General features: G+C 64.9%; 17 protein-coding genes. 5 read left to right on the forward strand and 12 right to left on the reverse strand.

Going from position 1 to position 26606, the window contains the following annotated elements:
- The first annotated feature begins 46 nt into the window (after positions 1–46).
- From LB523_RS06930 to LB523_RS06940, 3 genes are all read left to right on the forward strand, one after another.
- Positions 47–8626 (forward strand): GH36-type glycosyl hydrolase domain-containing protein, encoded by an 8580-nt coding sequence (locus LB523_RS06930; protein ID WP_224601727.1) that lies wholly within the window; start codon positions 47–49, stop codon positions 8624–8626.
- Positions 8627–9000: 374 nt separating this feature from the next.
- Positions 9001–10770, forward strand: coding sequence for a glucan ABC transporter ATP-binding protein/ permease (locus tag LB523_RS06935; protein WP_095767781.1), 1770 nt, complete (start codon positions 9001–9003; stop codon positions 10768–10770).
- A gap of 215 nt (positions 10771–10985) precedes the next feature.
- The gene (locus tag LB523_RS06940; protein WP_224601728.1) at positions 10986–11765 is read left to right on the forward strand and encodes a heme ABC transporter permease; all 780 of its coding nucleotides are present in this window, start codon (positions 10986–10988) and stop codon (positions 11763–11765) included.
- 214 nt (positions 11766–11979) lie between these two features.
- Here LB523_RS06940 and LB523_RS06945 read toward each other — a convergent pair whose 3' ends face one another.
- A complete protein-coding gene (locus LB523_RS06945; RefSeq protein WP_224601731.1) occupies positions 11980–13038 on the reverse strand; it encodes a D-TA family PLP-dependent enzyme in 1059 nt (352 codons plus the stop codon).
- A gap of 192 nt (positions 13039–13230) precedes the next feature.
- On the opposite strand from LB523_RS06945, the gene LB523_RS06950 reads away from it, so the two are divergent.
- Positions 13231–13917: a D-lyxose/D-mannose family sugar isomerase gene (locus tag LB523_RS06950; protein WP_224601733.1), complete on the forward strand. Its 687-nt coding sequence runs from the start codon at positions 13231–13233 to the stop codon at positions 13915–13917.
- 8 nt (positions 13918–13925) lie between these two features.
- On the opposite strand, the gene LB523_RS06955 is transcribed toward LB523_RS06950, so the two are convergent.
- From LB523_RS06955 to LB523_RS06985, 7 genes are read right to left on the reverse strand one after another with little or no spacing between them, the layout of a single operon-like run.
- Positions 13926–14279 carry a hypothetical protein gene (locus tag LB523_RS06955; protein WP_224601735.1) on the reverse strand — a complete coding sequence of 118 codons (354 nt, stop codon included), beginning with the start codon at positions 14277–14279 and terminating at the stop codon, positions 13926–13928.
- A gap of 15 nt (positions 14280–14294) precedes the next feature.
- Positions 14295–15173 carry an RDD family protein gene (locus LB523_RS06960; protein ID WP_224601738.1) on the reverse strand — a complete coding sequence of 293 codons (879 nt, stop codon included), beginning with the start codon at positions 15171–15173 and terminating at the stop codon, positions 14295–14297.
- A complete protein-coding gene (locus LB523_RS06965) occupies positions 15160–16176 on the reverse strand; it encodes a stage II sporulation protein M (RefSeq protein WP_224601740.1) in 1017 nt (338 codons plus the stop codon). Before LB523_RS06965 ends, LB523_RS06960 begins: the two co-directional genes overlap by 14 nt.
- Positions 16173–17477 carry a DUF58 domain-containing protein gene (locus tag LB523_RS06970; protein WP_224601742.1) on the reverse strand — a complete coding sequence of 435 codons (1305 nt, stop codon included), beginning with the start codon at positions 17475–17477 and terminating at the stop codon, positions 16173–16175. Before LB523_RS06970 ends, LB523_RS06965 begins: the two co-directional genes overlap by 4 nt.
- Positions 17474–18430 (reverse strand): AAA family ATPase, encoded by a 957-nt coding sequence (locus LB523_RS06975; RefSeq protein ID WP_224601744.1) that lies wholly within the window; start codon positions 18428–18430, stop codon positions 17474–17476. Before LB523_RS06975 ends, LB523_RS06970 begins: the two co-directional genes overlap by 4 nt.
- Entirely contained in the window at positions 18417–19631 is a 1215-nt protein-coding gene (locus LB523_RS06980) for a DUF4350 domain-containing protein (RefSeq protein WP_224601747.1), read from the reverse strand. Before LB523_RS06980 ends, LB523_RS06975 begins: the two co-directional genes overlap by 14 nt.
- Entirely contained in the window at positions 19628–20254 is a 627-nt protein-coding gene (locus LB523_RS06985) for a DUF4129 domain-containing protein (protein WP_224601749.1), read from the reverse strand. Before LB523_RS06985 ends, LB523_RS06980 begins: the two co-directional genes overlap by 4 nt.
- Positions 20255–20403: 149 nt before the next feature.
- On the opposite strand from LB523_RS06985, the gene LB523_RS06990 reads away from it, so the two are divergent.
- Positions 20404–21186 carry a hypothetical protein gene (locus LB523_RS06990; RefSeq protein ID WP_224601751.1) on the forward strand — a complete coding sequence of 261 codons (783 nt, stop codon included), beginning with the start codon at positions 20404–20406 and terminating at the stop codon, positions 21184–21186.
- A gap of 329 nt (positions 21187–21515) precedes the next feature.
- On the opposite strand, the gene LB523_RS06995 is transcribed toward LB523_RS06990, so the two are convergent.
- The 4 genes from LB523_RS06995 to LB523_RS07010 all read right to left on the reverse strand — a co-directional run bounded on the left by LB523_RS06995 (position 21516) and on the right by LB523_RS07010 (position 26498).
- Positions 21516–23156 (reverse strand): ABC transporter substrate-binding protein, encoded by a 1641-nt coding sequence (locus LB523_RS06995; protein ID WP_224601753.1) that lies wholly within the window; start codon positions 23154–23156, stop codon positions 21516–21518.
- A gap of 364 nt (positions 23157–23520) precedes the next feature.
- Complete coding sequence (locus LB523_RS07000; protein WP_224601755.1) at positions 23521–24489, reverse strand: alpha/beta hydrolase; 969 nt, start codon at positions 24487–24489, stop codon at positions 23521–23523.
- A gap of 5 nt (positions 24490–24494) precedes the next feature.
- Positions 24495–25172, reverse strand: coding sequence for an isochorismatase family protein (locus tag LB523_RS07005; protein WP_224546725.1), 678 nt, complete (start codon positions 25170–25172; stop codon positions 24495–24497).
- A gap of 27 nt (positions 25173–25199) precedes the next feature.
- Complete coding sequence (locus LB523_RS07010) at positions 25200–26498, reverse strand: M24 family metallopeptidase (protein ID WP_224601758.1); 1299 nt, start codon at positions 26496–26498, stop codon at positions 25200–25202.
- Between the last annotated feature and the right edge of the window lie 108 nt (positions 26499–26606).

Consider the following 26606-nt stretch of genomic DNA (forward strand, 5'->3'; position numbering starts at 1 on the left):
GCCGTGGCGGTGACGCCGCATTGCGCCCCCGCTTACGGAATTTTCAATGAACATTCAGACCAATCCCAACAAGATCGAACAGACAAGCGCCGGCTTCCCGGCGGCGACGGACGCGCCGATACGCTCCAATTTCCTGCCTGAGGACCGGCTGCGTGGCTTGGGCGTCGCGCTCGCCAAGGGCGAGGTCAAGGAATTGTTCGGCCTCGCCCCGTTCGAGTTCCAGGCACGCATCCGCGATAGCGCCAAGAAAATTCTCGAAGTCTACCGCTCGACCAATGCGGCGCAGGCCAAGGGCGAGACCATCACGCCGGCCGCACAATGGCTGCTGGACAACAATTACCTCGTCGAGGAGACCATCTTCCAGGTCAAGCGCGACCTGCCGCGCCGCTTCTACCGGCAGTTGCCGACGCTCACGCTCGGCGACGGCACGGTGCTGCCACGCGCCTTCGTCGTGGCCTGGAGCTATGTCGAGCATTCCGACAGCTCCGTCTCGGCCAACATGTTCAAGGCGATCGTCGAGGGTTTCCAGTCGGTCGAGCCGATGAAGATCGGCGAGCTCTGGGCGCTGCCGTCGCTGTTGCGCTTCGTGCTCATCGAGAACCTGCGCCGCATCGCCGTGCGCGTCGAGCGCACCAGGCAGATGCGCCAGACCGCCAACGAGGTCGCCGACCGGGTTCTGGCGACCGACGACAATGCCGACCGCACCAGGATCCTATCGAACTACAGCGCGCATGCGCAGGACACCACCTTCGCCACCCAACTGCTCTACCGCCTGCGCGACGGATCGCAGAACGCCGGCCGCGCGCTGGAATGGCTGGAAGGCGAGCTCGAAAAGACCGGTTCCGATGCCGAGGAGATCATCATCTCCGAGCATCAGACGCTGTCCTCGGGCAATGTCACCACCGGCAACATCATTCGCGGTCTGCGCCTCATCAATGACGTCGACTGGACGGTCTGGTTCGAGGGCGTCAGCCGCATCGACACGCTGCTGCGCGACAAGACCGATTTCGCCAACCTCGATTTCTTCTCGCGCGACCAGTACCGCACCGCGATCGAACAGCTGGCGCGCCGCTCGCATCTCTCCGAGTACCGCGTCGCCGAAAAGGCGATCGAGCTTGCCGGCCACACGCCCGGCCTCACCGATGCGTCCGGCGTGCCGGAAACAGCGGACCCCGCCGTGCACACCGATGTCGGCTTCTTCCTGGTCGGCCCGCGCCGGCAGGAGCTGGAAAGGGCGATCGGCTACCGGCCGCCTTTCTATGTGACCTTCAAACGAGGCTTTGCCAGCGCCGGCTGGCTGGGCATCGTCGTGCCGGTTTTCCTGTTGACGGCGCTGCTGCTGGTGCTGTCGGGCAAAGCGCTCGTCAATCTCGGCCTGTCGGTGGAATCGATCACGCTGATGCTGGCGCTGTTCGCCGTTCCAGCCAGCGAAGGCGCGCTGGCCTTCTTCAACACCGTGGTAGCGCTGTTCCTGAAGCCGACCAGGCTTGTCGGCTACGATTACAACAAGCACGGCATCCCGGCCGAATCGCGCACCTTGGTCGTGGTGCCTTCGCTGATCGGCTCGCGCGACGACGTCGAGGAAAACATCCGCAACATCGAGGTGCACCACCTCGCCAACACGGCGGACGAGATCCGTTTCGCGCTGTTGTCCGACTGGCCGGATTCCAAGACCGAGATCGACGTCGCAGACATCGAGATCCTGCAATACGCCCGCGACGAGATCGCCAGGCTCAACGCCCGCTATCCGTCCGAAGGTTCGCCGCGCTTCTACCTCTTGCATCGCCGCCGGCTCTACAACCAGGCGCAGGGCTGCTGGATGGGTTGGGAGCGCAAGCGCGGCAAGCTGCATGAGTTGAACCTTCTTTTGCGCGGCGACAGTGATACGACCTTCCTGCCGCTCGACGTGCCGCTGCCGGAAAACGTCGTCTATGTGATGACGCTCGACGCCGACACGCGCACCACGCGCGACGCGGTTTCGGACCTGGTCGGCAAGCTCGCCCATCCGCTGAACCGCCCGCATTTCGATCCGGTCAAGCGCATCGTCACCGCCGGCTACACCATCCTGCAGCCGCGCATCACCGCTTCGCTCACCAGCGGCGACGACGCCTCCTTCTTCCAGCGCGTCTTCTCGGCCAATCGCGGTCTCGACCCCTATGTCTTCGCGGTCTCCGACCTCTACCAGGACGTCTTCGGCGACGGCTCCTTCACCGGCAAGGGCCTCTACCATATCGACGCCTTCGAAGCGGCTCTGAAGAACCGCATCGACGAAAACACCATCCTCAGCCACGATCTGCTCGAAGGCGCACTGGCGCGCGCCGCGCTGGTCACCGACGTCGAGCTGGTCGAGGACTATCCGACCCGCTACTCGGTCGACGCCTCGCGCCACCACCGCTGGGCGCGCGGCGACTGGCAGCTGCTCGGCTACATCTTCGACCCGCGCTCCGGCGTGCCTGCGCTGTCGCGCTGGAAGATGGTCGACAATCTGCGCCGCTCGGTCACCCCGATCTTCTGGGTCATGGCCTGCATTGCCGGCTGGACGCTGCTGCCCTTCACCCAGGCGGCGCAGTGGCAGGCTCTTATGATCCTCAGCCTGTTCATGGCGCCGACCTTCGACATCGTGAACGGCATCCTGCCGAAGAGCGGCGACCAGACGCCGCGCGGCCATTTCTCCGCCTTGGCCCGCGATACCGTGTTCGGCACCGCGCTTGTCGCGTTGAAAGTGCTTTTGATGGCGCATCTCGCCTGGATGATGGGCGATGCCATCATCCGCACCATCTATCGGCTCTTCGTCAGCCGGCAAAATCTTTTGGAATGGCGTACCGCCTCGCAAGCCGCCAAGGGCGGCAACGATCTCGGCGCCTATTACGGCATGATGTACGGCGCGGTGATCATCGGCGTCGTTGGCCTGGCGATTCCGGTGCTGGCCGATTCCACCGGCGCCTTCGTCGCCTTCTTCTTCGCCATCTTCTGGATCGCTTCGCCCGCCGTCGCCTGCTGGATCAGCCGCTCGGCCGAGACTGAGGACAGGCTGCGTATCTCGACCGCCGACATCCACGCGCTGCGCACCTTCGCGCGCCGCACCTGGCACTATTTCGAGACCTTCGTGACGGCCGAGCAGCATCACCTGCCGCCGGACAATTTTCAGGAAAGCCCGGCGCCGGTTGTGGCGCCGCGCACCTCGCCGACCAATATCGGCGTCTATCTGCTGTCGGTGGTGTCGGCGCGCGATTTCGGCTGGATCAGCCTGTCGGACGCCATCACCCGCATCGACGCCACGATGACGACCATCGAGAACATGCCGCGCGATCGCGGCCATCTCTATAACTGGTATGACACCACGACGCTGAAGCCGCTCTATCCGCTCTACATCTCAGCGGTCGACAGCGGCAATCTCGCTGGACATCTCGTCGCGGTGGCGGCGTCCTGCGCCGAATGGGCCGAAGCGCCTTCCGTGCATCTGCAAGGCGATTTCGAAGGCATCATCGACACCGTCACTATCCTTGACGAGAGCCTGGACGAGCTGCCGGACGACCGCCGGCAGCTTCGGCCGCTGCGCCAGCGCCTTGCCGACCGTCTCGATGGCATGCGCCGCGCGGTGGCGACCATCAAGGCGCAGCCCGAGATGGCGTCGATCCGCACCATCAACCTTGCGGTACTGGCGGGCGAAATCCGCAAGCTCGCCACCGCCATCCACACCGAGGCGGCATCGCCGAAGAGCGATGTCATCGCCGATTGGGCGGCCAGGCTGGAAGCGACCTGCGAGGCGCATGTGCACGACTCGCACAATGACGATAGCGCGGTCGCCGCTCTGCGCGCCAAGCTGCTCGCCTTGCGCGAGCGCTGTCGCCGCTACGCCTTCGAGATGGATTTCTCCTTCCTGATGCGGCAGGAGCGCAAGCTGCTCTCGATCGGTTACCGCGTCGAGGAGCGCCAACTCGACGAGAGCTGCTACGACCTGCTTGCTTCCGAGGCGCGGCTCACCAGCCTGTTCGCCATCGCCAAGGGCGACCTGCCGACCGAACACTGGTTCCGTCTGGGACGGCCGATCGTCGAGATCGGCTTCCAAGGGGCGCTGATGTCCTGGTCGGGCTCGATGTTCGAGTATCTGATGCCGCCGCTGGTGATGAAGGAGCCGCAGGGCTCGATCCTCAACCAGACCAGCAAGCTCATCATCAAGCGCCAGATCCAGTATGCGCGTTCCAAGAACGTGCCTTGGGGCATTTCGGAAGCGGCCTACAACGCCCGCGATCGCGAGCTCACCTATCAGTACACCAATTTCGGCGTGCCCGGGCTCGGCCTGAAGCGCGGCCTTGGCCAGAACACCGTGATCGCGCCCTATGCGACGATCCTGGCCGCACAGTTCAATCCGCGCGAGGCGGTGCAGAACCTGCAGCGGCTGCGTTCGATCGGCGCGCTCGGCCGCCACGGCTTCTACGACGCGGTCGATTTCACGCCGCAACGCGTGCCCGAAGGCACCGACCACGCTGTGGTGCAGAACTATATGGCGCACCATTCCGGCATGACGATCGCGGCAGTAGCCGACGCTATTTTCGAGGGCCGGCTGCGCGAGCGTTTCCACAGCGACCCGGTGATCGAATCGGCCGAGCTTCTGCTGCAGGAGAAGGCGCCGCGCGACATTCCGACGGCGACCGTCAGGACGGAAGCCGACGAGCGCTCCAAGGACGAGACCGAGGCCGAGAGCCCGGACAGCCGTGTCGTGCTCGATCCGATCAAGGCGCTGCGGGCGACCAACGTCATGTCCAACGGCCGCTATTCGGTCATGGTCACCGCCACCGGCTCCGGCTACAGCCGCTTCGGCGAGCTTGCCGTCACCCGCTGGCAGCCGGATCCGAGCGAGGATCGCCTCGGCTCCTATATCTTCCTGCGCGACGCGGCGACCGGCGACTGGTGGTCCGCCACCGCGGAGCCGAAGCGCGCCGAGGGCGAGCGCGTCCAGACGCTGTTTGGCGACGACAAGGCGAGCTTCACCAAGACGGTGGGTTCGCTGCGTTCGGAAGTCGAATGCATCGTCATTTCAGAAGGCAATGGCGAAGGCCGCCGCATCACGCTCTACAATGACGGCGCCACCGACCGGCACATCGAAGTGACTTCCTTCGCCGAGCTGGTGCTCGGCAACGAGACTTCGGACAACGCGCATCCGGCGTTCTCCAAGATGTTCGTCGAGACCGAGATCGCGCCGAACAACAGCGCGATCTTCGCCACAAGGCGCAAGCGCGACAACAACGATCCCGACCTCACCATGGTGCATTTCGTCACCGACCCGTCCGGCCCGTCGCGCGATGCCGAGGCCGAGACCGACCGGCGCGCCTTCATCGGCCGTGGCCGCACCATCGCCGATGCCGTCGCCTTCGACCCCGGCGTCAGGCTTTCGGGCAGCCAGGGCTTCACGCTCGACCCAGTAGCGGCGCTGCGCCGCCAGGTGCGCGTTCCGGCCAACAAGAAGATATCGCTGACCTTCTGGACCGCCGTCGGCGCCAATCGCGGCGAGCTCGACGAGGCGATCGCCCGTCTCGACCACCAGGAGAGCTTCGCCCGCCAGGCCATGCTTGCCTGGACGCGCAGCCAGGTGCAGACGCGCCATCTGGGGCTCAGCCTCACCGACGCCGCCAATGTGCAGAAGCTGGCGCGCTATTTGATCTATCCCGATCCGTTCCTGCGCCTGCCGGCGGAATCCATAGCGTCGGGCCTCGGCCGCCAGTCGAGCCTGTGGCCGACCAGCATCTCCGGCGATTTCCCGATCTTCCTCGTGCGCATCGGCGACGTCGCCGATCTCGAGATCGTCGCCCAGGCGCTCCGCTTCCAGGAATATATGCGGGCGCGGGGCATGATGATCGACTTCGTCGTCGTCAACGAGCAGGCCTCGTCCTATGTGCAGGACCTGCAGCGCGCGGTGGAGACGCTGTGCGAGAACAGCCGCCTGCGCGGCCGCGAGCTCGGGCCCCGCCAGCACATCTTCGCGGTGCGCCGCGACCTGATGGACGAGCCGACCTACAAGACCTTGCTGTCGGTGGCGCGCGTCGTGCTGCACACCCGCAACGGCACGATCTTCGATCAGCTCGAACGTGCCGAGACGGCGGCGCTCCAGGCTCGCGACGCCTTGATGCAGGCCGAGGGCGGCACGCCGCGCGAGCCCGTTCCGCCGCTCCCCTTGCCGGTGCCGGCAAGCCGGGACGGAGCCGATATCGCCGCCGACGGCAGCGGTCTCAGCCTCTGGAACGGCTTTGGCGGCTTCGACGGCGACGGCCGCCACTATGTGACGCGGCTGACCGGCCGGCGTTCGACGCCGCAGCCCTGGATCAACGTCATCTCCAACGCCTCGTTCGGCTTCCACGTCTCGGCCGAAGGCGCCGGCTTCACCTGGAGCCGCAACAGCCGCGACTACCAGCTGACGCCGTGGTCGAACGACCCGGTGTCGAACCGGCCGGGCGAAGGCTTCTATATTTTCGACCAATTGAGCGGCAAGGCCTTCTCGCCGATGGCTGCGACGGTTCGCGATCCGTCGATGATCTATGAGACCTGGCACGGCCAGGGCTTCTCGACCTTCCGCTCCAAGCGCGGTTCGCTGTCGATGGACCTGACGCAGGTGGTCGATCCCACCGATCCCGTGAAGATCACCCGGCTGCGCATCCAGAATGCCGGCCCGGCGCCGGCGCGGCTGCGCATTTACGCCTATGCCGAATGGGTGCTGGGCGGCCATCGCTCGCGCACGGCGGCGACCATCGTGCCGTCGCGCGACGCCGCCACCGGCGCTATGCTGGCGCAGAATCCCTATGGCCTCGACTTCGGCGAGCGTGTCGCCTTCCTGGCAGCCAGCCATCCTGTCCATTCGGTAACCGCCGACCGCAGCGAGTTCATCGGCAGGCACGGCACGACCGAATATCCGCAGGCCGTGCTTGGCGGGCTTGCGCTTTCCGGCCGCATCGAGGCGGGCGACGATCCCTGCGCTGTCGTCGCCAGCGACATCGACATTCCCGCCGGCGGCGACGTGACACTGTCCTGGCTGCTTGGCGACGCTGCCACGCCCGCCGAGGCGAGCGCACTGGTGCAGACCCATCGCGGCAAGGATTTCGATCAGCGCCTGGCCGATAACGAGCGCGTCTGGCGCGGCTTCCTCGACACCATCCAGGTCGAGACGCCCGACGAAGCGATGAACGCCATGGTCAACCATTGGCTGCCTTACCAGAGCCTGGCCTGCCGCATCCGCGCGCGCTCGGCCTTCTACCAGGCGAGCGGCGCGTTCGGCTTCCGCGACCAGTTGCAGGACACGCTCTCGCTTCTGGCGCATGACTCGAAGCTGGCGCGCGACCAGATCCTTAATGCGGCGCGCCGGCAATTCCCGGAAGGCGACGTGCAGCATTGGTGGCTGCCGCGCACCGATGCCGGGGTGCGCACGATGATCTCGGACGACGTAGTCTGGCTGGCGCATGCGACGGCCCGCTACATCGAGGTGACGGGCGACGCCGGTATCCTCAAGGAGCAGTTGCCCTTCATCGACGGGCAGCAGCTCGGCGAGGGCGAGCATGACGCGTTCTTCACGCCTGAGATCACCAAGAACACCGCGCCGCTCTATGAACATTGCGCGCGGGCGCTCGATCTCGCGATCAAGCGCAGCAGCCCCGCCGGCCTGCCGCTCATCCTTGGCGGCGACTGGAACGACGGCATGAACCGTGTCGGCGAGGGCGGCAAGGGCGAGAGCGTGTGGCTGGGCTGGTTCCTGCTAAAGACGCTCACCGACTTCGCGCCTGTCGCCAAAGGGCAGGGCGACACCAAGCGGGCGCAGGCCTGGATCAAGCATGCGGACGCGCTGAAACGGGCGCTGGAAAGCACCGCCTGGGACGGCCAGTGGTACCGGCGCGGCAGCTTCGACGACGGCACGCCGCTCGGCTCGCATAATTCGGACGAGTGCAGGATCGATTCCATCGCCCAGTCCTGGAGCGTGCTGTCGGGCGAGGGCGATCCTGCCCGTTCGACGACGGCTATGGAACAGGCGACCAAGATGCTGGTCGATGACGAGCTCAAGATCGTCAAGCTGTTCACGCCGCCCTTCTCGAAAAGCGAGAAGGATCCCGGCTATATCAAGAGCTATCCGCCGGGGGTGCGCGAGAATGGCGGCCAATATACCCATGCCGCGACCTGGTTCGTCATCGCGCTGGCTGAAATGGGCCGCACTGACGAGGCTTATCGCTGCTTCTCGATGCTGAACCCGGTCAACCACGCTTCGGACGAGGCGGCGGCCGAGCACTATCGCGTGGAACCCTATGTCGTGGCCGCCGACATCTATGCCGGCGAAGGCAAGGGCGGCCGCGGCGGCTGGACCTGGTACACGGGCTCGGCCGGCTGGCTTTACCGCGCCGCGGTGGAGGGCATTCTCGGTATCGAGCGGCGCGGCAAGGAGATCACGTTTAGGCCGAAGCTGCCCGGGCACTGGGACGGATACGCCGCGACGCTCAAGATGTTCGACGGCGAGATCAAGCTTCGTGTTATCCGCGACAAAAAGACCAAGTCGATCTCGCTAGAAGTCGATGGTTCGAAGAAAAAATCGGCCTCTTTCGAGCCGAAAGCCGGCGACAAGACCGAGGTCGTCGTCAGGATACCTGCGTAAAATCAAAGGTTTGGTTCCTCGGCCGCGCATCTTTCGGGGTGCGCGGCCGACGCCCTTTTTACTTGGCGCGGCCTCTCGCGCCCGATCGCGCGCCTTCCTTTAGGGCAGCCTAAGCAAGCAGCTTGTGATTAAAAATGTGGCAGCGCGAGGCAGGTGCCATTATTTTGCCGCAAGCCTGACATTTCACCTTTTATCTCAAACCGTTAGGTGATCACGTCAGATTTCGTACCGTCGTCATCTTTTGTTCGCTAAATGGGAACGGAAGCGATAGACGACGCATTGTTTCGCGACACGTTAACCGATACGTGTCAGAAAATGGTGCGGTGCACAATTCGGGCATTGAGCACAGACAAGAGTTTGGCGGAGTAGCTGAAGTGTCACTTCTGCAGATCTACTTTAGAGCGCTGGGTTATCTGGCGTCCGACAAGAAGCGCGTTGCGCTGATTTGCGGCGCCAACGTCGCGCTCGCGGCGATCGCGATCCTTGAGCCTATCCTGCTGGGCCGGGTGATCGGTGCCATCTCCGAAAAAGGCGCGGTGTTTTCGACGCTCGCCGTCTGGGCCGCTCTTGGTGCCTTCAACGTCGTCGCCTTCGTGCTGGTGGCGCGCGGCGCCGACCGCTTCGCCCATGCCCGCCGCTCCGAAGTGCTGTGCCAGTCCTTCGAGCGCGTCATCACCATGCCGCTTGCCTGGCACCATCAGCGCGGCACATCCAATTCGCTGCACACGCTGCTGCGCGCGGTCGAGACCCTGTTCAGCCTGTGGCTCGAATTCATGCGCGTGCATCTCTCGACGGCCATCGCGCTGGTGCTGCTGGTTCCGACCGCGCTGTCCATGGACATCCGCATGTCCGTCGTGCTGCTTGGCCTGGGCGTGCTCTATGTCGGTATCGGCCGCCTCGTCATGCGCCGCACCAAGTCGGGGCAGACTGCCGTCGAACGCCACTACCACACCGTGTTTGCCCACGTGACCGACAGCGTCAGCAACGTTGCCGTGCTGCAGAGCTACAATCGCATCGGCCACGAGACTGCGACGCTGAAGCGCTATGTGAAGGATCTGCTCGACGCCCAGAACCCGGTGCTCGACTGGTGGGCGATCGCCAATGCGCTGAACCGTCTGTCGTCGACCATCTCGATGATGATCGTGCTCTCGATCGGCGCTTATCTCGTCACCCGTGGCCAGCTCCGCGTCGGCGATGTCGTTGCCTTCACCGGCTTTGCCGGAATGCTGATCGCCCGTCTCGACCAGATGTCGGCCTTCACCACTCAGATTTCCGAGGCTCGTGCCAAGCTCGAGGAGTTCTATCGCCTCGAGGATTCGGCTGCCGAGACCGCCGAGCCCGACGGATTGCGCGAGTTGACCAACGTCACCGGCCACGTCCGCTTCGAGGATGTCAGCTTCGAGTTCGCCAATTCGGGCCACGGCATCGAGGACGTCTCCTTCGAGGTCCAGGCCGGCCAGACGGTCGCCATCGTCGGCCCGACCGGCGCCGGCAAGACGACGCTCATCAATCTCTTGCAGCGCGTCTTCACGCCCGCCAGCGGCCGCATCCTGATCGACGGCATCGACACCCGCACGGTGACCCGCAAGTCGCTACGCCATTCGATCGCCACCGTCTTCCAGGACGCCGGCCTGCTCAACCGCTCGATCGAGGACAACATCCGTGTCGGCCGCGCCGATGCCAGCAATGACGAGGTTCACGCCGCCGCCAATGCCGCCGCCGCCCAGGACTTCATCCTGGCCAAGAGCGGCGGCTACGATACCGTCGTCGGCGAGCGCGGCGGCCAGCTCTCGGGCGGCGAGCGCCAGCGTATCGCCATCGCCCGCGCGGTGCTCAAGGATGCGCCGATCCTGGTGCTCGACGAGGCGACCAGCGCGCTCGACGTCGAAACCGAGGATCGCGTCAAGGAGGCCATCGACGAGCTGCGCCGCAACCGCACGACCTTCATCATCGCCCACCGCCTGACCACGGTCCGCGACGCCGACCTCGTCGTCTTCATGGACAAGGGCAGGGTGGTCGAGATGGGCGGCTTCACCGAGCTGTCGCTGCGCAACGGCCGCTTCGCCGCCCTGCTGCGCGCCGGCGGCCTGCTCAACGACGAGGAAGTCCGCCGCCTCAGTCGTCCGGTGACGGAAGCGGCGTAAGGCAGAACGCTTCTCCCTTCTCCCCTTGCGGAGAAGGTGGATCGGCGCGATAGCGCCGAGACGGATGAGGGGTGTTCCAGCGGAGTGAGACGCTGGTTTTCCTGGAACACCCCTCATCCGTCGCCTTCGGCGACACCTTCTCCCACAAGGGGAGAAGGGAAAGCGCGACACTCCCCCGATTGCCCCAGGCCAATCTCCGGTCTATTTAGGTTGGCATGAGCGACACCACCTCACGCTTGAGCGCCTGGGCCGATCTCGCCAATCCGACGCGCTTCGTCAGCTTGGCGGGCAAGGTGATTCCATGGCTGGCGGCGGTCACGGCGATTCTGCTCGCCGTCGGCCTCTATATGAGCTTCACCGCGCCGGAGGATTTCCAGCAGGGCATCACCGTGCGCATCATGTATATTCACGTGCCTTTCGCCTGGCTCGCCATGATGTGCTACACGATCATGGCGATCTCGGCGCTGGGCACGCTGGTCTGGCGCCATCCGCTGGCCGATGTGGCCCTGAAAGCGGCGGCCCCGATCGGCGCCACCTTCACCGCGCTGGCGCTCATCACCGGCTCCATCTGGGGTAAGCCGATGTGGGGCACCTGGTGGGTCTGGGACGCGCGGCTGACCTCGGTCTTCGTTCTCTTCCTGATGTATCTCGGCATAATCGCGCTGACCCGCGCGCTGGACGATGCCGGCCGCGCCGCCTGGGCCGCCGCCATCATCACGCTGGTCGGCTTCATCAACATCCCAATCATCAAATTCTCGGTCGACTGGTGGAACACGCTGCACCAGCCGGCCTCCGTGTTCCGGCTCGGCGGCCCGACCATCGATCCCTCTATGCTGTGGCCGTTGGCCGTGATGGCGCTCGGCTTCACCGTGCTGTTCTTCGCGCTGCACCTGATGGCGATGCGCACGGAGATATTCCGCCGCCGCGTGACCGCGATGCGCAGGGTTGCCGCGCGGCAGGCGGAGCGGGCTCCCCCTTCTCCCCCTGTGGGGTGAGAAGCGGTCCGCATTTGCGGACGAAAAGCCAATTGCTTGGCTTTTCGAGCTTTGAACGCCCTGAGCCTGCGAAGGGCCGGGCGGTGTCGCCGAAGGCGACGGATGAGGGGTGTTCCAGGGAACGCCAACGCCTCACTCCGCTGGAGCACCCCTCATCCGTCCGAGCTTCGCTCGCCCACCTTCTCCCACAAGGGGAGAAGGGGAAGCCCGCCGCTCACCCCATCCTGCCTCTTGCCGCCACCGGCAGTGTTTCCAGCACCTTGTCGCCGTCGATCAGATGCACCTGGTCGAACAAATTCGTCACCACGCAGCAATGATCGGGAACGACGTGCACGCGTTCGCCGATGCGCAGCTTGGCGCCGTCCGAAAGCGTGACGGTGCCGTGCTCTTCGCTCAAGACCGTGACGCGGGCGCCCGGCACACCGAGCAGCTCGCCGAACTCCGGCAGGCCGAGCGTATCGGACGACAGCGCCTTGCTGCCGCTGTCGAGGATGGCGCGCGTCGCCGTGGGATGGCTGACCACGGTTGCCAGCACGGTCAACGCGCAGTCGTCCAGCGTGCCGACGCCTTTGGCGACCTGGTAGCGGTCGAGATAGATGTAGGTGCCGGGCCGGTATTCGGTGACGACGCTGTCCTCGCCGGAGCGCCACATGTCCGGCGTGCCGCCGCTGGAGATGCGTTCGCATTCGAGCCCCGCGGCGGCAAGCGCGCCGCGCGCTGCCTTCAGCCATGCCTCCGCTTCGGCGGCGCGCCCCGCCGCCGGATAGGTCATCAGCCCGCCGAAGGCGAGACCCTTGGCTTGGTCGATGATCTTCGCCAGCGCCAGCGCTTCGTCGGCGCTCTGCACGCCGCAGCGGCCCATGCCCGTGTCGCACTCGACCAGAACGGACAACGGATGGCCGGCATCGGTGAAAGTGGCGGCAAGCCCTTCCAGCGTCTCGTGGCTGTCCGCCGTCACCGAAAGCGCGACGCGGCCATGCAACGCCTTCAGCCGCCCCAGCTTGGCGCGGCCAAGGATGTTGTAGGGCAGGAAAATATCCTCAAGCCCGGCATCGGCCATCACCTCGGCCTCGCCGATCTTCTGGCAGGTGATGCCGACGGCGCCCGCCGCCACCTGCTTCTTCGCCCAGTAAGGCAGCTTGTGCGTCTTGATATGCGGGCGGAGCTTCAATCCGTGAGCGTCCGCATGGGCCTGGGCTTTTTTGATGTTCGCCTCGGCGCGGGCTGCATCGATGAGGATCGCCGGCGTGTCGAGGTCGTCTATGCTTGGCATGAGATCACCGTCCAAAGCATGTCTGCCGATTTCGGCGCAGGGACATGCGTTTCAAAAAACGACTGGGTTTATGGCCCCGATCCGGCCGGATGTCACGGGCCAGAACTGTCGGTTTGCGTCGACAGCGGACCGGCATTGGGCTATTTCGGGTGGGCAGATTTCAGCAGGCGGCGGCCGGAAGGAAGAGAACCCATGAAGCGCTCCAAGATCAACGACATCATCCGCGAAGCCGACGCCTTCATCCGCTCCTTCGGCTATATCATGCCGCCCTTCGCCTATTGGTCGCCGGAAGAGATGAAGGCGCATAAGGGCGACTCCGCGGCCATCTTCACCTCCCGTCTCGGCTGGGACATCACCGACTACGGCCAGGAGAAGTTCGACGAACTCGGCCTGTTCCTGTTCACAGTGCGCAACGGTCGTTACGAGGACATGAAGCTCGGCATGGGCATGCTTTATGCCGAGAAGATCATGATCTCGCGCAAGGACCAGCTCTCGCCCATGCACCGCCACAACATCAAGGCCGAGGACATCATCAACCGCGGCGGCGGCAAGCTGGTGCTGGAATTGTTCATGCACGACCGCGATGGCGGCATCGACCCGAAGGCCGAAGTCTCGGTGCCGGTCGACGGCACCATCACCAGATTGCCGGCGGGTGGGCTGCTGAAGCTCGATCCGGGCCAGAGCGTGACGCTGCTGCCCGGCGTCTGGCACGCCTTCTGGGCCGAGGGCAAGGACGTGCTGATCGGCGAGGTCTCGACCGTCAATGACGACCTCACCGACAACGTCTTCCGCGACCCGATCGGCCGCTTCTCCAACATCGACGAGGATGTGGCGCCGCTGCACCTGCTGGTGTCGGATTACGAGAAGTGGGTGGGCTAGGCTAGGGCCTAATCGTCCCAATTCAGCTGCTGAAAAAACGTCCAAATGCTGATGGCGCTGTCATCCCGATCGCTTGTGCTGTGCAGTGTCAGGACGATATCCACGGTGGGCGGTGCTTTGAGTATGACTGTGATCACGCGCGTCCCATCTTCAGGCACGACACCTATGTCTGAGGTCATTTGCCAATTTCCCCTGGCCTGCTTGAGCCAGGGATAGGAATCTTCGAATTGCTCTTTCATCGACGCATCGTTTGGAAACGGTTCGTCGGTGAGTTTCGCAAATTCCTCCCACGATCCAGAGACTGCTGCCTGAATTGCGCTTTCTATCCTGGCGCTCTCGGCTTGGCTGATGGTGGTGGACACACTGAGAGCTCCAACCTACCGCGCGTACTTATCCGCCTTCCTATTCCCAAGCAGCAGCTTGCGCTCCAGATGCGCGCGCAGCTCGCCGTAATAGGCGGTGAGGAAAGCCTTTGAATCGATTGGCTCGACCTTGGCGCCGATCTTGCGGCCGATGGTCTCCGCCACCGCCTTCAGCGCCGAGTGATCGTCGCGGCGCAATACTTCCTCAAGCTTCTGCAGTTCGGCGATGCCATAGGTGTCGAGCTGCGCGGGGCTGAACTGGAAGCCGGCCGCGACCGGGTCGTTGCGCAGCGACAGGTCCTCGAGCAACGCCACTTTCGGCGCCTCGACCACCCAGGTGCCGGCAAGCAGGTCGCCGATCCTCAACCGGTCGCGGTTGAACAGCGGGAATAGCGAGAACAGCAGCGCCCACACCAGGCCGAAGATGGTCGTCAGCGTGTCGGCGACGTCGGCGCTGGCGCGCGCGGCGAGGATCGACAGCGGCAGGAACACTTCGATCTCGCGCATCAGGTTGCGCGCGATGACCTGGTCGAGCGTGAGGCCGGCGCCGCTGCGCGACGCGACCCTGACGCCAACCATGCGCTTGCCCGGCGTGGCTGCCCGCCGGCCAGCCTCGAAGGCGATGAAATAGACGTTGCGCAGGAAGAAGATGAAGATGATCCAGACGATGAACAGCGGTTCGGCATCGTGTATGCCAAGCCCGCCAAGGCCGAACAGCGCGACGAGGCTTACTACGACCGCCGCCACGATGATGATCACCACATCGAGCAGGAAGCCCGAAGCCCGGGTGCCGGCGTCGGCCAGCTTGACCCTGAGGTCGACGCCTTCCGGCGTGACCAGCGGGCGGATCAGCACTGCCGGGTTCTTAACCTTCGCTGTCCTAGCGGTCGCCATGCCGCACCATCCGGAAGAGATAGAAATAGCAGATCCACAAGGCCAGCATGCCGCCGCCGATCGAATAGCGGGCGAGGTCGCTGGTGATCGTCTGCCGGCCGATGCCTTCCAACAGTCCTGCGAAAAGCAGCATCACCGTGACGCCAATCATGGCGGTTGCCGCGACGCGTCCGGCCCGCGCTGCGGCAGCCATGCGGGTCAGCTCGCCGGGAAAAGCGATGCTGGTGCCGATGCGCATGCCGGCAGCTCCCGCGATGGCGATGGCGAACAGCTCCGTCGTGCCATGGATCGAAAGCCAGCCGCCAAGCTCGAAGCCTAGGCCCTTGGCGGCATAGATCTGGAAAATGGCGCCGAGCATGCAGCCATTCATCAGGATGATCAGCACGCTCGGCACGGCGAAGGCGAAGCCCAGCGCGAAGGCCAGGATCGAGACCTGCGTGTTGTGCGTGAAGAGATAGGCGGCGAACCCCGACAGGAAATGATCGCCGCCGCCGTAAAGCACGCTGCGCAGCGTCTCAGCCGACGAATCCGGGTTGCGCCCGCCAGCCAGGCTCGGCGCGATGATGGCGTCGTACCAGCGCTTGTCGGCGGCGACCAGCCAATAGCCGGCGATCGCGCCGATCGCCGTCAACCCGACCGATGTCCACACCTCGCGCCAAAGGTCGCGGATCGCAGCCGGCCAATCGTGCAGGAAGAAGTCGCCGATGCGCGTCTTCAAAGACCGCCGAGCGCCATAGAGATAGAAATAGCCGCGCAGGCACAGCGCCTCGAGATAGGCGATCAGCGCGCTGTCGAGCGAGGTCGCGCGCGCCACCGAGAGCGAGGACAGCGCCGAGCGGTAGAGGAGCGGCAGCGACAGCAGCTCGTCTTCCGACAGCGCGCGCGGCGCACGCTTCTCGACGCGCGCAAGCAGCGCCTCGAAGGCTTTCCAGTCGGCCTCGCGCTCCTGGCGGAAGCTTGCCAGCGACTGGCGCACGGAATCGGTGCCGGCGGACAGCGTCATAAGAGGTTCTCCTCCTTGAGCTGGATATAGCGCTCGACCAGCGCCGGACCGAGCCGCTGGTGGTCGGCCTCGATGACATGCGCGCCAAGCAGCCTGAGCCTGCCGATCACCACCTGCCGCTGCCGCAAGAGGTCGCCGGCGGTGACGGAGCGGGCGACATCCTCGGGCGCCGCCGGCGCCATGTCGGCCAGCATTTCGAGCTCCACATCCTTCATCAGCATGAATAGCACCAGATGCCGCTCGGTCAGCCGGCCCACGGTGCGCAACATCAATTCGGCGCTGATCGGATCGACGAAATCGGTGAAGACGATGACCAGCGAGCGCCGGTCGAGCTTGGCCGAAAGCGTGGTCAGCGCCAAGGTGAAGTTGGTCTCCTCCGTCGAATAGTCGATCTCGGCGGCGCGCTTCTGGATCATCGTGAAGCTCGGCGAGCCGCGCACCGCGCCGCTCGACACGCGCGGCCTGGCGTCGAAGGAGAATAGGCTGACGAGGTCGCCGCCCTTGAGCGCGATGAACGCCGACAGAAGCGCCGCCGTCACCGCGCGGTCGACCTTCGGCACCCCGTCGACCGGCTCGCACATCAGCCGGCCGCTGTCGATGGCCAGAACGATGTTGTTGTTCTCCTCGATCCGGAACTCGCGCGCCAGAAGCTTGCCGTGCCGGGCGCTGCGCTTCCAGTCGATCATGCGCCGCCCCATGCCGGGCTGGTAATCCTTCAGCGCTTCGAACTCGCGGCCCTGGCCGGCACGCTTCTGCGTATGGCCGTCGGCAAGGGCGGAACGCTGCAAGAGCGTGATCGCCTCGTCGCGCGCGCTGTTGACATTGGGCAGCACCGCGACCTTGCGGTCGACCGGCAACACAACCTGGTTCCAGATCAGTCCGAACGGACCCTGCCAGCGCAGCCAGAGACGGTCGAAGCCGGCGATGCCGCGGCGGATGGCCTCGAATTCGAGATCGAGCGTGCCGCCATTGGCCGGCAGCGCGCCGCCGGTGCCGGCTAATGGCTGGACCCGCTGGTCGTGCCCGACACGCGCCTGCAGGCGGCGCAGCCTTGCGCCGGCACCGGCCGCGATGTGCAAGGTGAAGCGCCCGCCGATACCCACCTGCGGCGGCGCCGTCAGTGCGGCATCGAGTGAGGCGCGGCCTCGCCCCGCGGCGGCGTCCACCGCCAGGAAGGCGAGAAGCAGGCAGATCCACAACAGGCCGAGATACCAGACATGCGGCAAAGCGAGCGCGATGAGGAAGGCGGGGATCGCCCCCGCCGCCGCTGTCCAGACCGCTCGGCCGCTCGGATAGATCAACGCGGCGCTTCCGTATTGTCGACGAGGTCGGAGACGATCTGCTCGACCAGCCGCCCGTCGATCTGCGCGGCCGGCGAGAGAACGACACGGTGACGCAGCGCCGGTACTGCCAGCGCCTTGACGTCGTCGGGGATGACATAGTTGCGGCCGTCGAGCGTCGCCCGGGCGCGCGCGGCTCTCGCCAGCATGGCGCCCGCGCGTGGACTCGCTCCCACCTCCAGGTCAGGGCTTTCGCGCGTGCCGCGCACAAGTGCCGCGATATAGCCGACGACGTCGTCGACCAGCGTGACGTCGCCGACCGTGGCCAGCGCCGCTTCCAGCGTCTCGCGGTCGGTCCGCGCCTTGATGCCGTATTGCTCGATATCATGCGAGGCCGAGCCGCCGCCGTGACGGACGATGATGGCGCGCTCTTCGGTGAGATCCGGATAGCTCACCCGATGCTTGAACAGGAAGCGGTCGAGCTGCGCTTCGGGCAGCGGATAGACGCCCTGATGCTCGATGGGGTTCTGCGTCGCCACCACCATGAAATTCCGGCCGAGCGAATGGGTGGTGCCATCGAAGGTGACGGCATGCTCCTGCATTGCCTCGAGCAGCGCGGCTTGCGTCTTCGGCGGCGTGCGGTTGATTTCGTCGGCGAGCAAAAGGTCGCAGAAGATCGGGCCGCGCGTCAGCGTGAACTGCCCGGTCTGGAAGTTATAGATGTTGGCGCCGACGATATCGCCGGGCATCAAGTCGGGCGTGAACTGGATGCGGCCATAGGCGACGCCAAGCGCCTGCGCGAAGCAGCGCGCCGTCATCGTCTTGGCGGTGCCGGGCGGGCCTTCGAGCAGGATATGCCCGCCGGCAAACAGCGCCGTCAGCATCAGGTCGACCGTGTCGCGCTGGCCGGTGATCGCTTTTGCCACTTCTTCCCTGATCGCGTTCGCCAGGGTCTTCACTTCATCGACGTTCAATGAGCCTCCTTGCCGTCCAGTCATGCAGCTTTTCGGCTGCTTCGTGCATTGCGGCCAGATTGTTGGAATCGTGTACTGCCCTGAAGCGGGCGGTGAAGCCGTGCTGTTCTTCCTTGTCGCGGGAATCGAGCCAGCGGTCGAGCGCCTCGCCCTGCAGCCCGTGCGGCGCGCCGAGCAGGACGGCCGCGCGCTGGCGCATCAGCGTTGCGTAACGGTCGCCAAGCTCCTGCAGCCGTCCGGCGCGCTTCAAAAGCATCGCCGTGGTGTCGACCAGCGCCCGCTTGCCGAAGGCGATGGCGCGCCCCTCCGCGCGCGGCGGACCGAAGCGGCCGAGCCCGTGCAGGAAGGCGAGCGCGGCCGCCACCAGCACCGACAGCGTCAAAGCCAGGAAAGGCGGTTCGATCAGCAGCTTGGCAAGATCGTAGTTGCCGCCGATGCCGTGCAGCGTCAGGTCGAACATGACGGCTCCCTTGGCGGGCTCCAGCATGGCGATGATGTCGAGCGCGGCGGCCGCCTTCTGCTCGTCCTTCAGCGCGGCATTGTTGAGGAAATCGGGATCGGTGAGGATGTAGAAGGGTTCGTTGTCGAGCTCGGTCAGGATAGCCCTGCCGTCGCCCGCCGCGATCAGCGGATGGTCGTCCGCCACCCATTGCAGCTCCTCCGGCGCGGCCACCATGCGGCCGGCGATGTTGATCTGCGAGAGCGTGTTCTTGGCCTCGCCGAGCTTGGCTTTGGCGATGCGGCCGAGCCAGTCGTTGACGACGTTGTTGGGCAGCCGCTCGACCTTTTCCTCCCAGCCGTCGTGGCTGAACAAGGGAAAGGTCTGCCATTTGGGCAGGATAAAGAGCGTGTCCTTGCCCGCGCGAAGCTTGATGAGGCGATCGAGCGCGGCCGGGTCGCTGCCCGGCGCGATGGTGACGACGAGCAGGAAGGTCGACGCCACGGGGGACGCGAGGTCCTTCTCGCCGCGCTCCATCGGCGGCGCCTGTCCGTTGGTGAGCTTCAGCCATTCGACAAGCCCGGCATAGCCGGTGCCGCCCTTCGAGAACGGCGTGGCACCGCCCTGGGGCTGGCGGAAATCCGGCGCATAGGTGGACAGCAGGAAAAATCCGGCCGCCGCCAGCAGGCTGGCGAAAATGCCCCAGAACAGCGTCTTGCGGCTGAACGGTTCTTGCGCTGCGCCTGTCATCTGCGCGGTCATGCCCAGGCGTCCCGGAACGCGAACCGCTCATAGGCGCCCCGCGCCTGCCGCCAGCCCTCGGCGCCGACCGGACGCCGAGCAAACAAGGCGGTCTCGACGATGCGGGCGATCTCGCTGAAGGCGGCGCGGGGCCGGGCGGGGATGGAACCGGCGGCGGCGATGTCGCGTGCGGTGAGCGATGGGCGCAGGAAATCGGGCAGCCGGGTGGCGATGTCGGAGACGCTGCGGCGCAACAGAAGATGCACCGCCTCGTCATACTCGCCGCGCGCGGCGAGCGCATCGGCCTCGGAGAGCAGGACCTGGGCAGCCCCCACGTCAGGACGCCACTCTTCCTTCGCTTCGGTCTCTCCGCGTTTCCGCCGCCATGGCAGGCGCCAGGCAATGCCTTTCGCCTCGAGGAAAAGCAGAAAAGCAATGATCGCGACGCCGATGATGACCGCGCCCCAGAAGAGATAGATCATATAGGGACCGAGCTTCGCCAAGCCGTCCAGAAGCGGCTTCAGCCACTCCGGCGGCTCGGGCCGCGCATAGGTCGGCAAGGCGAACTGGATCGAATCGTCCCCCAGCAGTTGCTTGTGCAGCTGCGCCAGCCGTCCGGCCTCTTCCGTCCCTGCGGCTGTCACCCGCTCGTTCCCCCTGCAACCTGCGGTTCGGGGCCGACACTGGCAATACGCCATGACAATTGCAAGCGCACTGGACGTAGCCTTTCAATCTTGGCAAATTTACTTTGAAGTCGCCGATGAACGCAGCGGTGACTCGGGGGAAAATTATCATGACGACTGCAACATTGGGACGACCCGGCCGATTCGAGATCGGCAGGGTATTCAGCAACACCTTCGGAGTGATTGGCCGAAACCTCGGACTTTGCGTTGGGTTGGCGGCTTTGTTTTCCGGTCTGCCGGCATTGCTCATCAGGCTGTGGACCCAGCCGCAGATCGACGCCATGATGCAGCGCGACCCCGGCACCATGGCCGACCCAGGCGCCATGTTTCGCAATTCCTACATCACCATCATCGCCGGATTGATTTCGTTCGTGTTCGCGTTGCTGCTGCAGTCGGCGCTGGTGCGGGCGACCATTGAGGACCTCAATGGCAAGCGTCCGTCCTTTGCCGACTGCATCCAGATTGCGATCCGCTTTCTGCTGCCGACGCTTGGCATCGGCCTCCTCGTGGGTCTCGGTGCGGGTATCGGCCTGATGCTGTTGATCGTGCCGGGCATAATCCTCTGGCTCGGCTGGTCGATGTCGGTGCCGGTCCTGATCCAGGAGCGGCGTGGCGTGTTCGGCTCGATGTCGCGCAGCCGGGTTCTCACCAAGGGCAGTCGCTGGGGGCTTTTCGGCCTGTTCCTCATTCTCATCATCATCGCGATGATCATCCAATGGGGGATGCTGCTCGTTCTGGTGCTGTTCGGCGGCATCATCGCCGAGATCGGCGCCGCGCTGGTGCAGACCGTGGTCTCGATGGTGCTCTCGATCGCAACCGCGGTGAGCTATGTCGAGCTGCGCCAAGCGAAAGAAGGCGCAAGCATCGACGAACTGGCGGAGATCTTCTCCTAGGCAGCAGAGATCAACCCGATGGCTTTGGAAAGCCCAGGTGCAGCCGGTAGATTCCGGCTGGGCAGGGTAGTCGGCAATGCGCTCTCGTTCATCGGACGGAATCCAGTTCTCTCGCTGGCGGTCGCCGTGTGCTTTTTCGCCCTGCCATCGCGACGACCACATACATAGCCTTGCGACGGGCGAAGAAGGGCGGTGGCGTCGACGACTGGTGGCCGTCTTTTCCTAGCAATCGGCGCCGCCGACGCAATCTGAGCTGAAGGCAATCGCTGGCAAATGACAAACGGCCGACGCGACGGGAAAGTCGCGCCGGCCGCTCGCTCCTGGGAGGATCAGGACTCCAGCCACACCGTCTCGAAATGCTGCTCAAGCGCCTGGTGCTGTTCGCAGCCCTGCACGCCCTTGCGATAGGTGCGGTAGACCGAGCGCCAGTAGGGCTGGACGATGATGCCGGAGTCGCGCAGGTTGGTCTCGATCTTGGCCATGATCTCCTTGCGCTGGGCGGCATCCGGCGTTGCAAGCGCCTTGTCGAGAAGCTCGTCGAACTCCTTGTTCGAATAGGCGCTTTCGTTCCAGGCGCCGCCCGATTTGTAGGCCAAAGCCAGCACCTGCACGCCAAGCGGGCGGCCGAGCCATTCGGTGCAGGAATAGGGGAACTTGGCCCAGTCGTTCCAGAAGGTCGCGGCCGGCAGCACGGTGCGCTTGATCTTCAGGCCGGCCTCGCGGATTTGCGCGGCGATCGCGTCGGCGGTGCTCTTTTGCCATTCGACGTCGACCGAGATCAGCTCATATTCGTGGTCGGCCTTGCCGGATTCCGAAATAAGCTTCTTGGCCTGTTCGACATCGCGTTTGGCCGGGCCGATATCGGCGAATTCCGGATGCATCGGGCCGACATGGTGGTTGTCGGCGGGCTTGCCGCGGCCGTCGAGCCCGAGCTTCAGGACGGCCGCATTGTCGACGGCAAGCTGGGCGGCGCGGCGCACCCTGAGGTCGTCATAGGGCGCGTTGGAGACATTGAAGCGCGCGACGATGGTCGAGCCGGTGGCGATCTCGGAATTCTGCAGGCCCATCTGATCGGTCTGCGACACGGCATCCGCCGTGGTCTCGTGGTCGGTGTCGATCTCTCCGGACTCGAAGGCGGACAGCGTGGCGTTGGGATCGGAGCCGTAGTCGACCCATTTTATGCCGTCGAGATAGAACTCGCCCTTCCACCACGGCTTGTCCTTGCGCTTCACCTCCGCACCCGTTTCGGCGTCCCAACTCACCAGCTCGCAAGGGCCGGTGGTGATGGCCAAAGCCTTCTTCGGATCGGCATCGCCTTCATAGGAGCGGTGCATGATCAATGCCGGATAGTCGGCCATGCCGGCGATCAGCGAGATGTCGGGCTTCGGCAGGTTGATCTTGACGGTGTAGTCGTCGACCTTCTGGATGCCGCCGTCGACCGGCTTCTTGGTGTCGGCGTTGACCAGCGCGCCCATGCGCGCGGCGACCGAATTGCCGGCGACCGAGGCATCGCACCAGCGGTTGAGGTTGTGGATCACGTCCTCGGCGTTGAAAGTGTCGCCGTTCGACCATGTGATGCCCTTGCGCACGTGCAGCGTGATCGTCTTGGCGTCATCGCTGGTCTCCCAGCTTTCGAGCAGCCAGGGCTCGAAGGAAAAGTCGGTTTTCCAGCGCACCAGATATTCGTTGCACTGGCGCGCGACATTCGACATCTCCACCCCGTCGAAGGTGCGCGGATCCTTAAAGCCCTTGACGTTCATCGCCACGCGCAGCACACCGCCCTTTTTCGGCTCGGCGGCGCGGGCAGGCGAGGCAGCGATCCCGCCCAGGGCGAAGGCACCTGCAGCGCTGACGCCGAAGCCGGCCATCAAGGCCAGATATTCGCGCCGGCTGATCGCGCCCTTCCTGAAATCGTCGGCGATCGGCTTGGCACGCGGGTGCAGTTTTCTGTCGGTCAGCATGAATTTCATCGTCGTTCCCTCTGTTGTTGGGCGCTCCGGGCCGCCATGCGGGGCGGATGCGTCCGCTGGAGCGCCGTTGCCTGCGAGGGAATGATAGGTCCGCTTTCCGCCACGAAATGGTTTGGTTTCCGCAGTTCTTGTGCGCTGTTCCGCAGGTAACCAAGCTTAGGTTCCTCTCCCCCGCCGAAGGCGGGGGAGAGGTGGCCGCGAAGCGGACGGAGAGGGGGCCTTCGTAGGGCGCTCCCCTCTCCGTCTCGGCTTCGCCGAGCCACCTCTCCCCACTTCGTGGGGCGAGGAACCTTGATCTTCCGGGGCCGCGGTCCTTCACCGGCCCTCTGCCCTGCAGGATCTCTCTCAAGACTCCAGGGGAAGATCAGCGCTCCGTCGCTGCGCCGAGCGCGTGAACATCAGCAACAATCCTCGCGAACGCCTCCGCCGCGCGCGGCACCGTCATCCTTGCCCGCAAAAAGCTGTGCACCAGCCTCGGCTCCTCGCGCCACCATGCGTGGCCGCCGGCGGCAAGGATGCGGTCGCAATAGACTTCGCCGTCGGACGATAGCGGGTCGCATTCGGCGGTGACGATGATCGTCGGCGGCAGGCCGGAGAAATCGTGGTCTCGAAGCGGCGAGAACGTTGGATCGTCCTGTGACTGCCCGGGCGCGGACCGGATGCGACGGTAGAACTCGATGTCGCTGACGCTGAGCAGCGGCGCTTCGGCATGCTCGACATAAGAGCGACCGATTTCGTCGCCGCCCAGCTCCGGATAGATCAACATCTGGCCAACAGCGTGCCTTTCACGGCGCCGCGTCGCTTGCGCCACCGCGGCAGCGAGATTTCCGCCGGCACTTTCGCCGCAAAGCACGATCGGCAGCGTGCTGGTCGCCGCGACCCATTCGAACACGGCCAGCGCATCGTCGAAGGAGGCGGGGTGCAGGTGTTCCGGCGCCAGCCGGTAGTCGGCCGAGACCACCTCGAAACCGGTGCCGGCGCAGATCTCGGCGCAAATGTCGTCGTGGCTGTCGAGGTCGCCAAGAACAAAACCGCCGCCATGGTAATAGACGACAATCGCCGGCGCCGTCTTGTCCGCCATGCGGTAGTATCGGATTGGGATCGCATGCGCGGCCGTCGTTACGAGACCGTCGCTGGTCGTCACCCCTTCCGGATGACCTTGGTGAAACGCGACGCACATCCGATCATAGACCGCGCGCTGCTCGGTAATGGGCGCGGCGACGATCTCCGGCGGGTACCAACTGTTGACCTCGTCGATATAATCCCACAACTCCGGATCGAGCCGGTCGGCATATTGGCCGCGGCTCGACGGATCGGTTTGGGCCCTGGTCACTGCCCTCAAAGCTCGGCGTAGAGCTGCGCCGCGTTCTCGAAGGTGAAGCGCAGCGGCACCGAGCCCTCGACCTGCCACACCTTTACGGTGTCTCCCGCCAACAGCCGGCAGGCATCGAGCGTGTTGGTGACGGCACCGCCATAGAGGCGGTTGGCGAGGTTGAGGATGCCGGTCTGGTGCATGGCGGCACTGGCGCTGCCGCAGGCATCCTTGACCAAAAGCACGCGAAAGCCGCGCGCTACCGCGTCCTTCACCGTCGCGTCGATGCAGGCCTCGGTCCAAACGCCCGCAATCACCAGCCATTCGATGCCCGAGGTCTTGAGCTTGTCGCCAAAATCGTTCCTGGCGAAGGCGCTAGCTTCCTGCTTGACCAGCGTGGCTTCGCCATTTTGCGGCGCCACTTCATGGCAGATTGCGGTCAGCGGATCGTCCTTGTCGGAGAAGGCCGATTTGCCGCTTTCATCGACTGGGTGGAACGGCCGCGCCGCGGCGAGATCGACGATATACGCCCAATGATAGAGCGGCACGAAATTGCGCCGCGCCGCCTCCTGCAGGCGCTGCACATTGGCGAGGATGTCGGCAAAACCCTCGACCAGATAGCGCTTGTCCTTGCGATGCTCCTCCTGGAGATCGATGAACACCGCGGCCACTGTACCGCGTCGGATGGAAATGGGTGTTTTCATGCGAAATGTGCTGTCGATGCGTCGGCGCTAATTGTCAAGAAACTCGTCTTCATACGGAAACCGCGAAAGCAATTCCGTGCCGGTCTCGGTAATGAGAATCTCATCCTCGAGCTTGACGCCCTCGCGACCGCCTTTCTCGCCGATATAGCTTTCCACGCTCACCACCATGCCGGGCACGATGATGCCATCGCGGCCATAGGCCTCGTAGTCCATCGCGTGCGCGATGAAAGGCGTCTCACCATGCATGCCGACGCCATGCATGACCGAGGTGTAGCGCTGGTCGACGAAGCGGTCCGGGATCTTCCAGGCTTTTTCGGCGATCTCGCGGAACGCCATGCCGGGCTTCACGATCGAGATGTTGTGCTGTACCTGGTCGTGCGCCATGCGGTAAAGCGATTTCTGATAGGGCGTCGGCTTGCCCGGGCCGCAGCGGAAGGTGCGCGAGAAGTCGGAATAATAGCCGTAGCAGCCGATCGTGTCGGTATCGAGCGCCAGCAACTCGCCCGGCCTGATCTTGCGCCCGCTCGCCTCGTTGAACCACGGGTTGGTGCGCTGTCCCGAGGTGAGCAGCCGGGTCTCGATGAATTCGCCGCCTTGCCGGATCACCTCGCCATACATGATGGCGAAGAGCTCGTTCTCGGAAACGCCCGGCTTGATCGCCTCGCGCACGGCCGCCACCGCGGCCTCGGCGCCCGCCATCGAGGCCAGCAGGCATTTGACTTCCTCCGGCGTCTTGACCGCGCGCACCGCCAGTATCTCGCCCTGGCAGTCCTTCACCTCGCAACCGCGCTTTTCCAGCGCGAGCGCCTGTAGGTGGCTGCAGCGGTCTAGGCCGAGCTTCATCGAGCCGCCGCCATGCTTTTTCAGAAGCTCGGCGATTTCGTCGGCGAACGGCCCGGCGGTCTCGTCGTCGCGGCCCGACACCGACGACCAGACGAGCTTGGACGGCCGCGCCTCGTCGATCGTGTCGAGCACCATCGAGACATGGTAGCTCTGCGGATATTCGAACAGCACGATCGGCCCTTCGGTCGGGATGAAGAAATAGCGCGTCGAGTTGCGCAGGAAATAGCCGAACATGTTGCGCGAGCCGGTGGCGTAGCGCTGGTTGTATGGATCGAACAGAACGACGCCGCCATAGCCCGCCTCGCGCATCCAGGCGCGCAGCTTGGCCAGCCGCCCCTTGCGCAGCGCGTCAGCGTCGATGAAGGACGGCTCGGTGTCCGAAAGCCACATGCCGCCGGCCGGATCGGCCGCGACGGGGTGGCGCATGCGATCCTTGAAGTCCACATCCTCGGTGCTGTCGGGGTCGAATACGACGATGCTCATCAGAAGGTCTCCTGTTGCGGAGACCATAGCCGGGTACGGTTTTAGGCTTGTGCGGAATTCCGCGATTGTCGTGCCGGATGCCGCATCGTGACTTCGTCATTCTAGGGC

This window comes from Mesorhizobium sp. ESP-6-4, assembly GCF_020164735.1.
Taxonomy (GTDB): Bacteria; Pseudomonadota; Alphaproteobacteria; order Rhizobiales; family Rhizobiaceae; genus Mesorhizobium.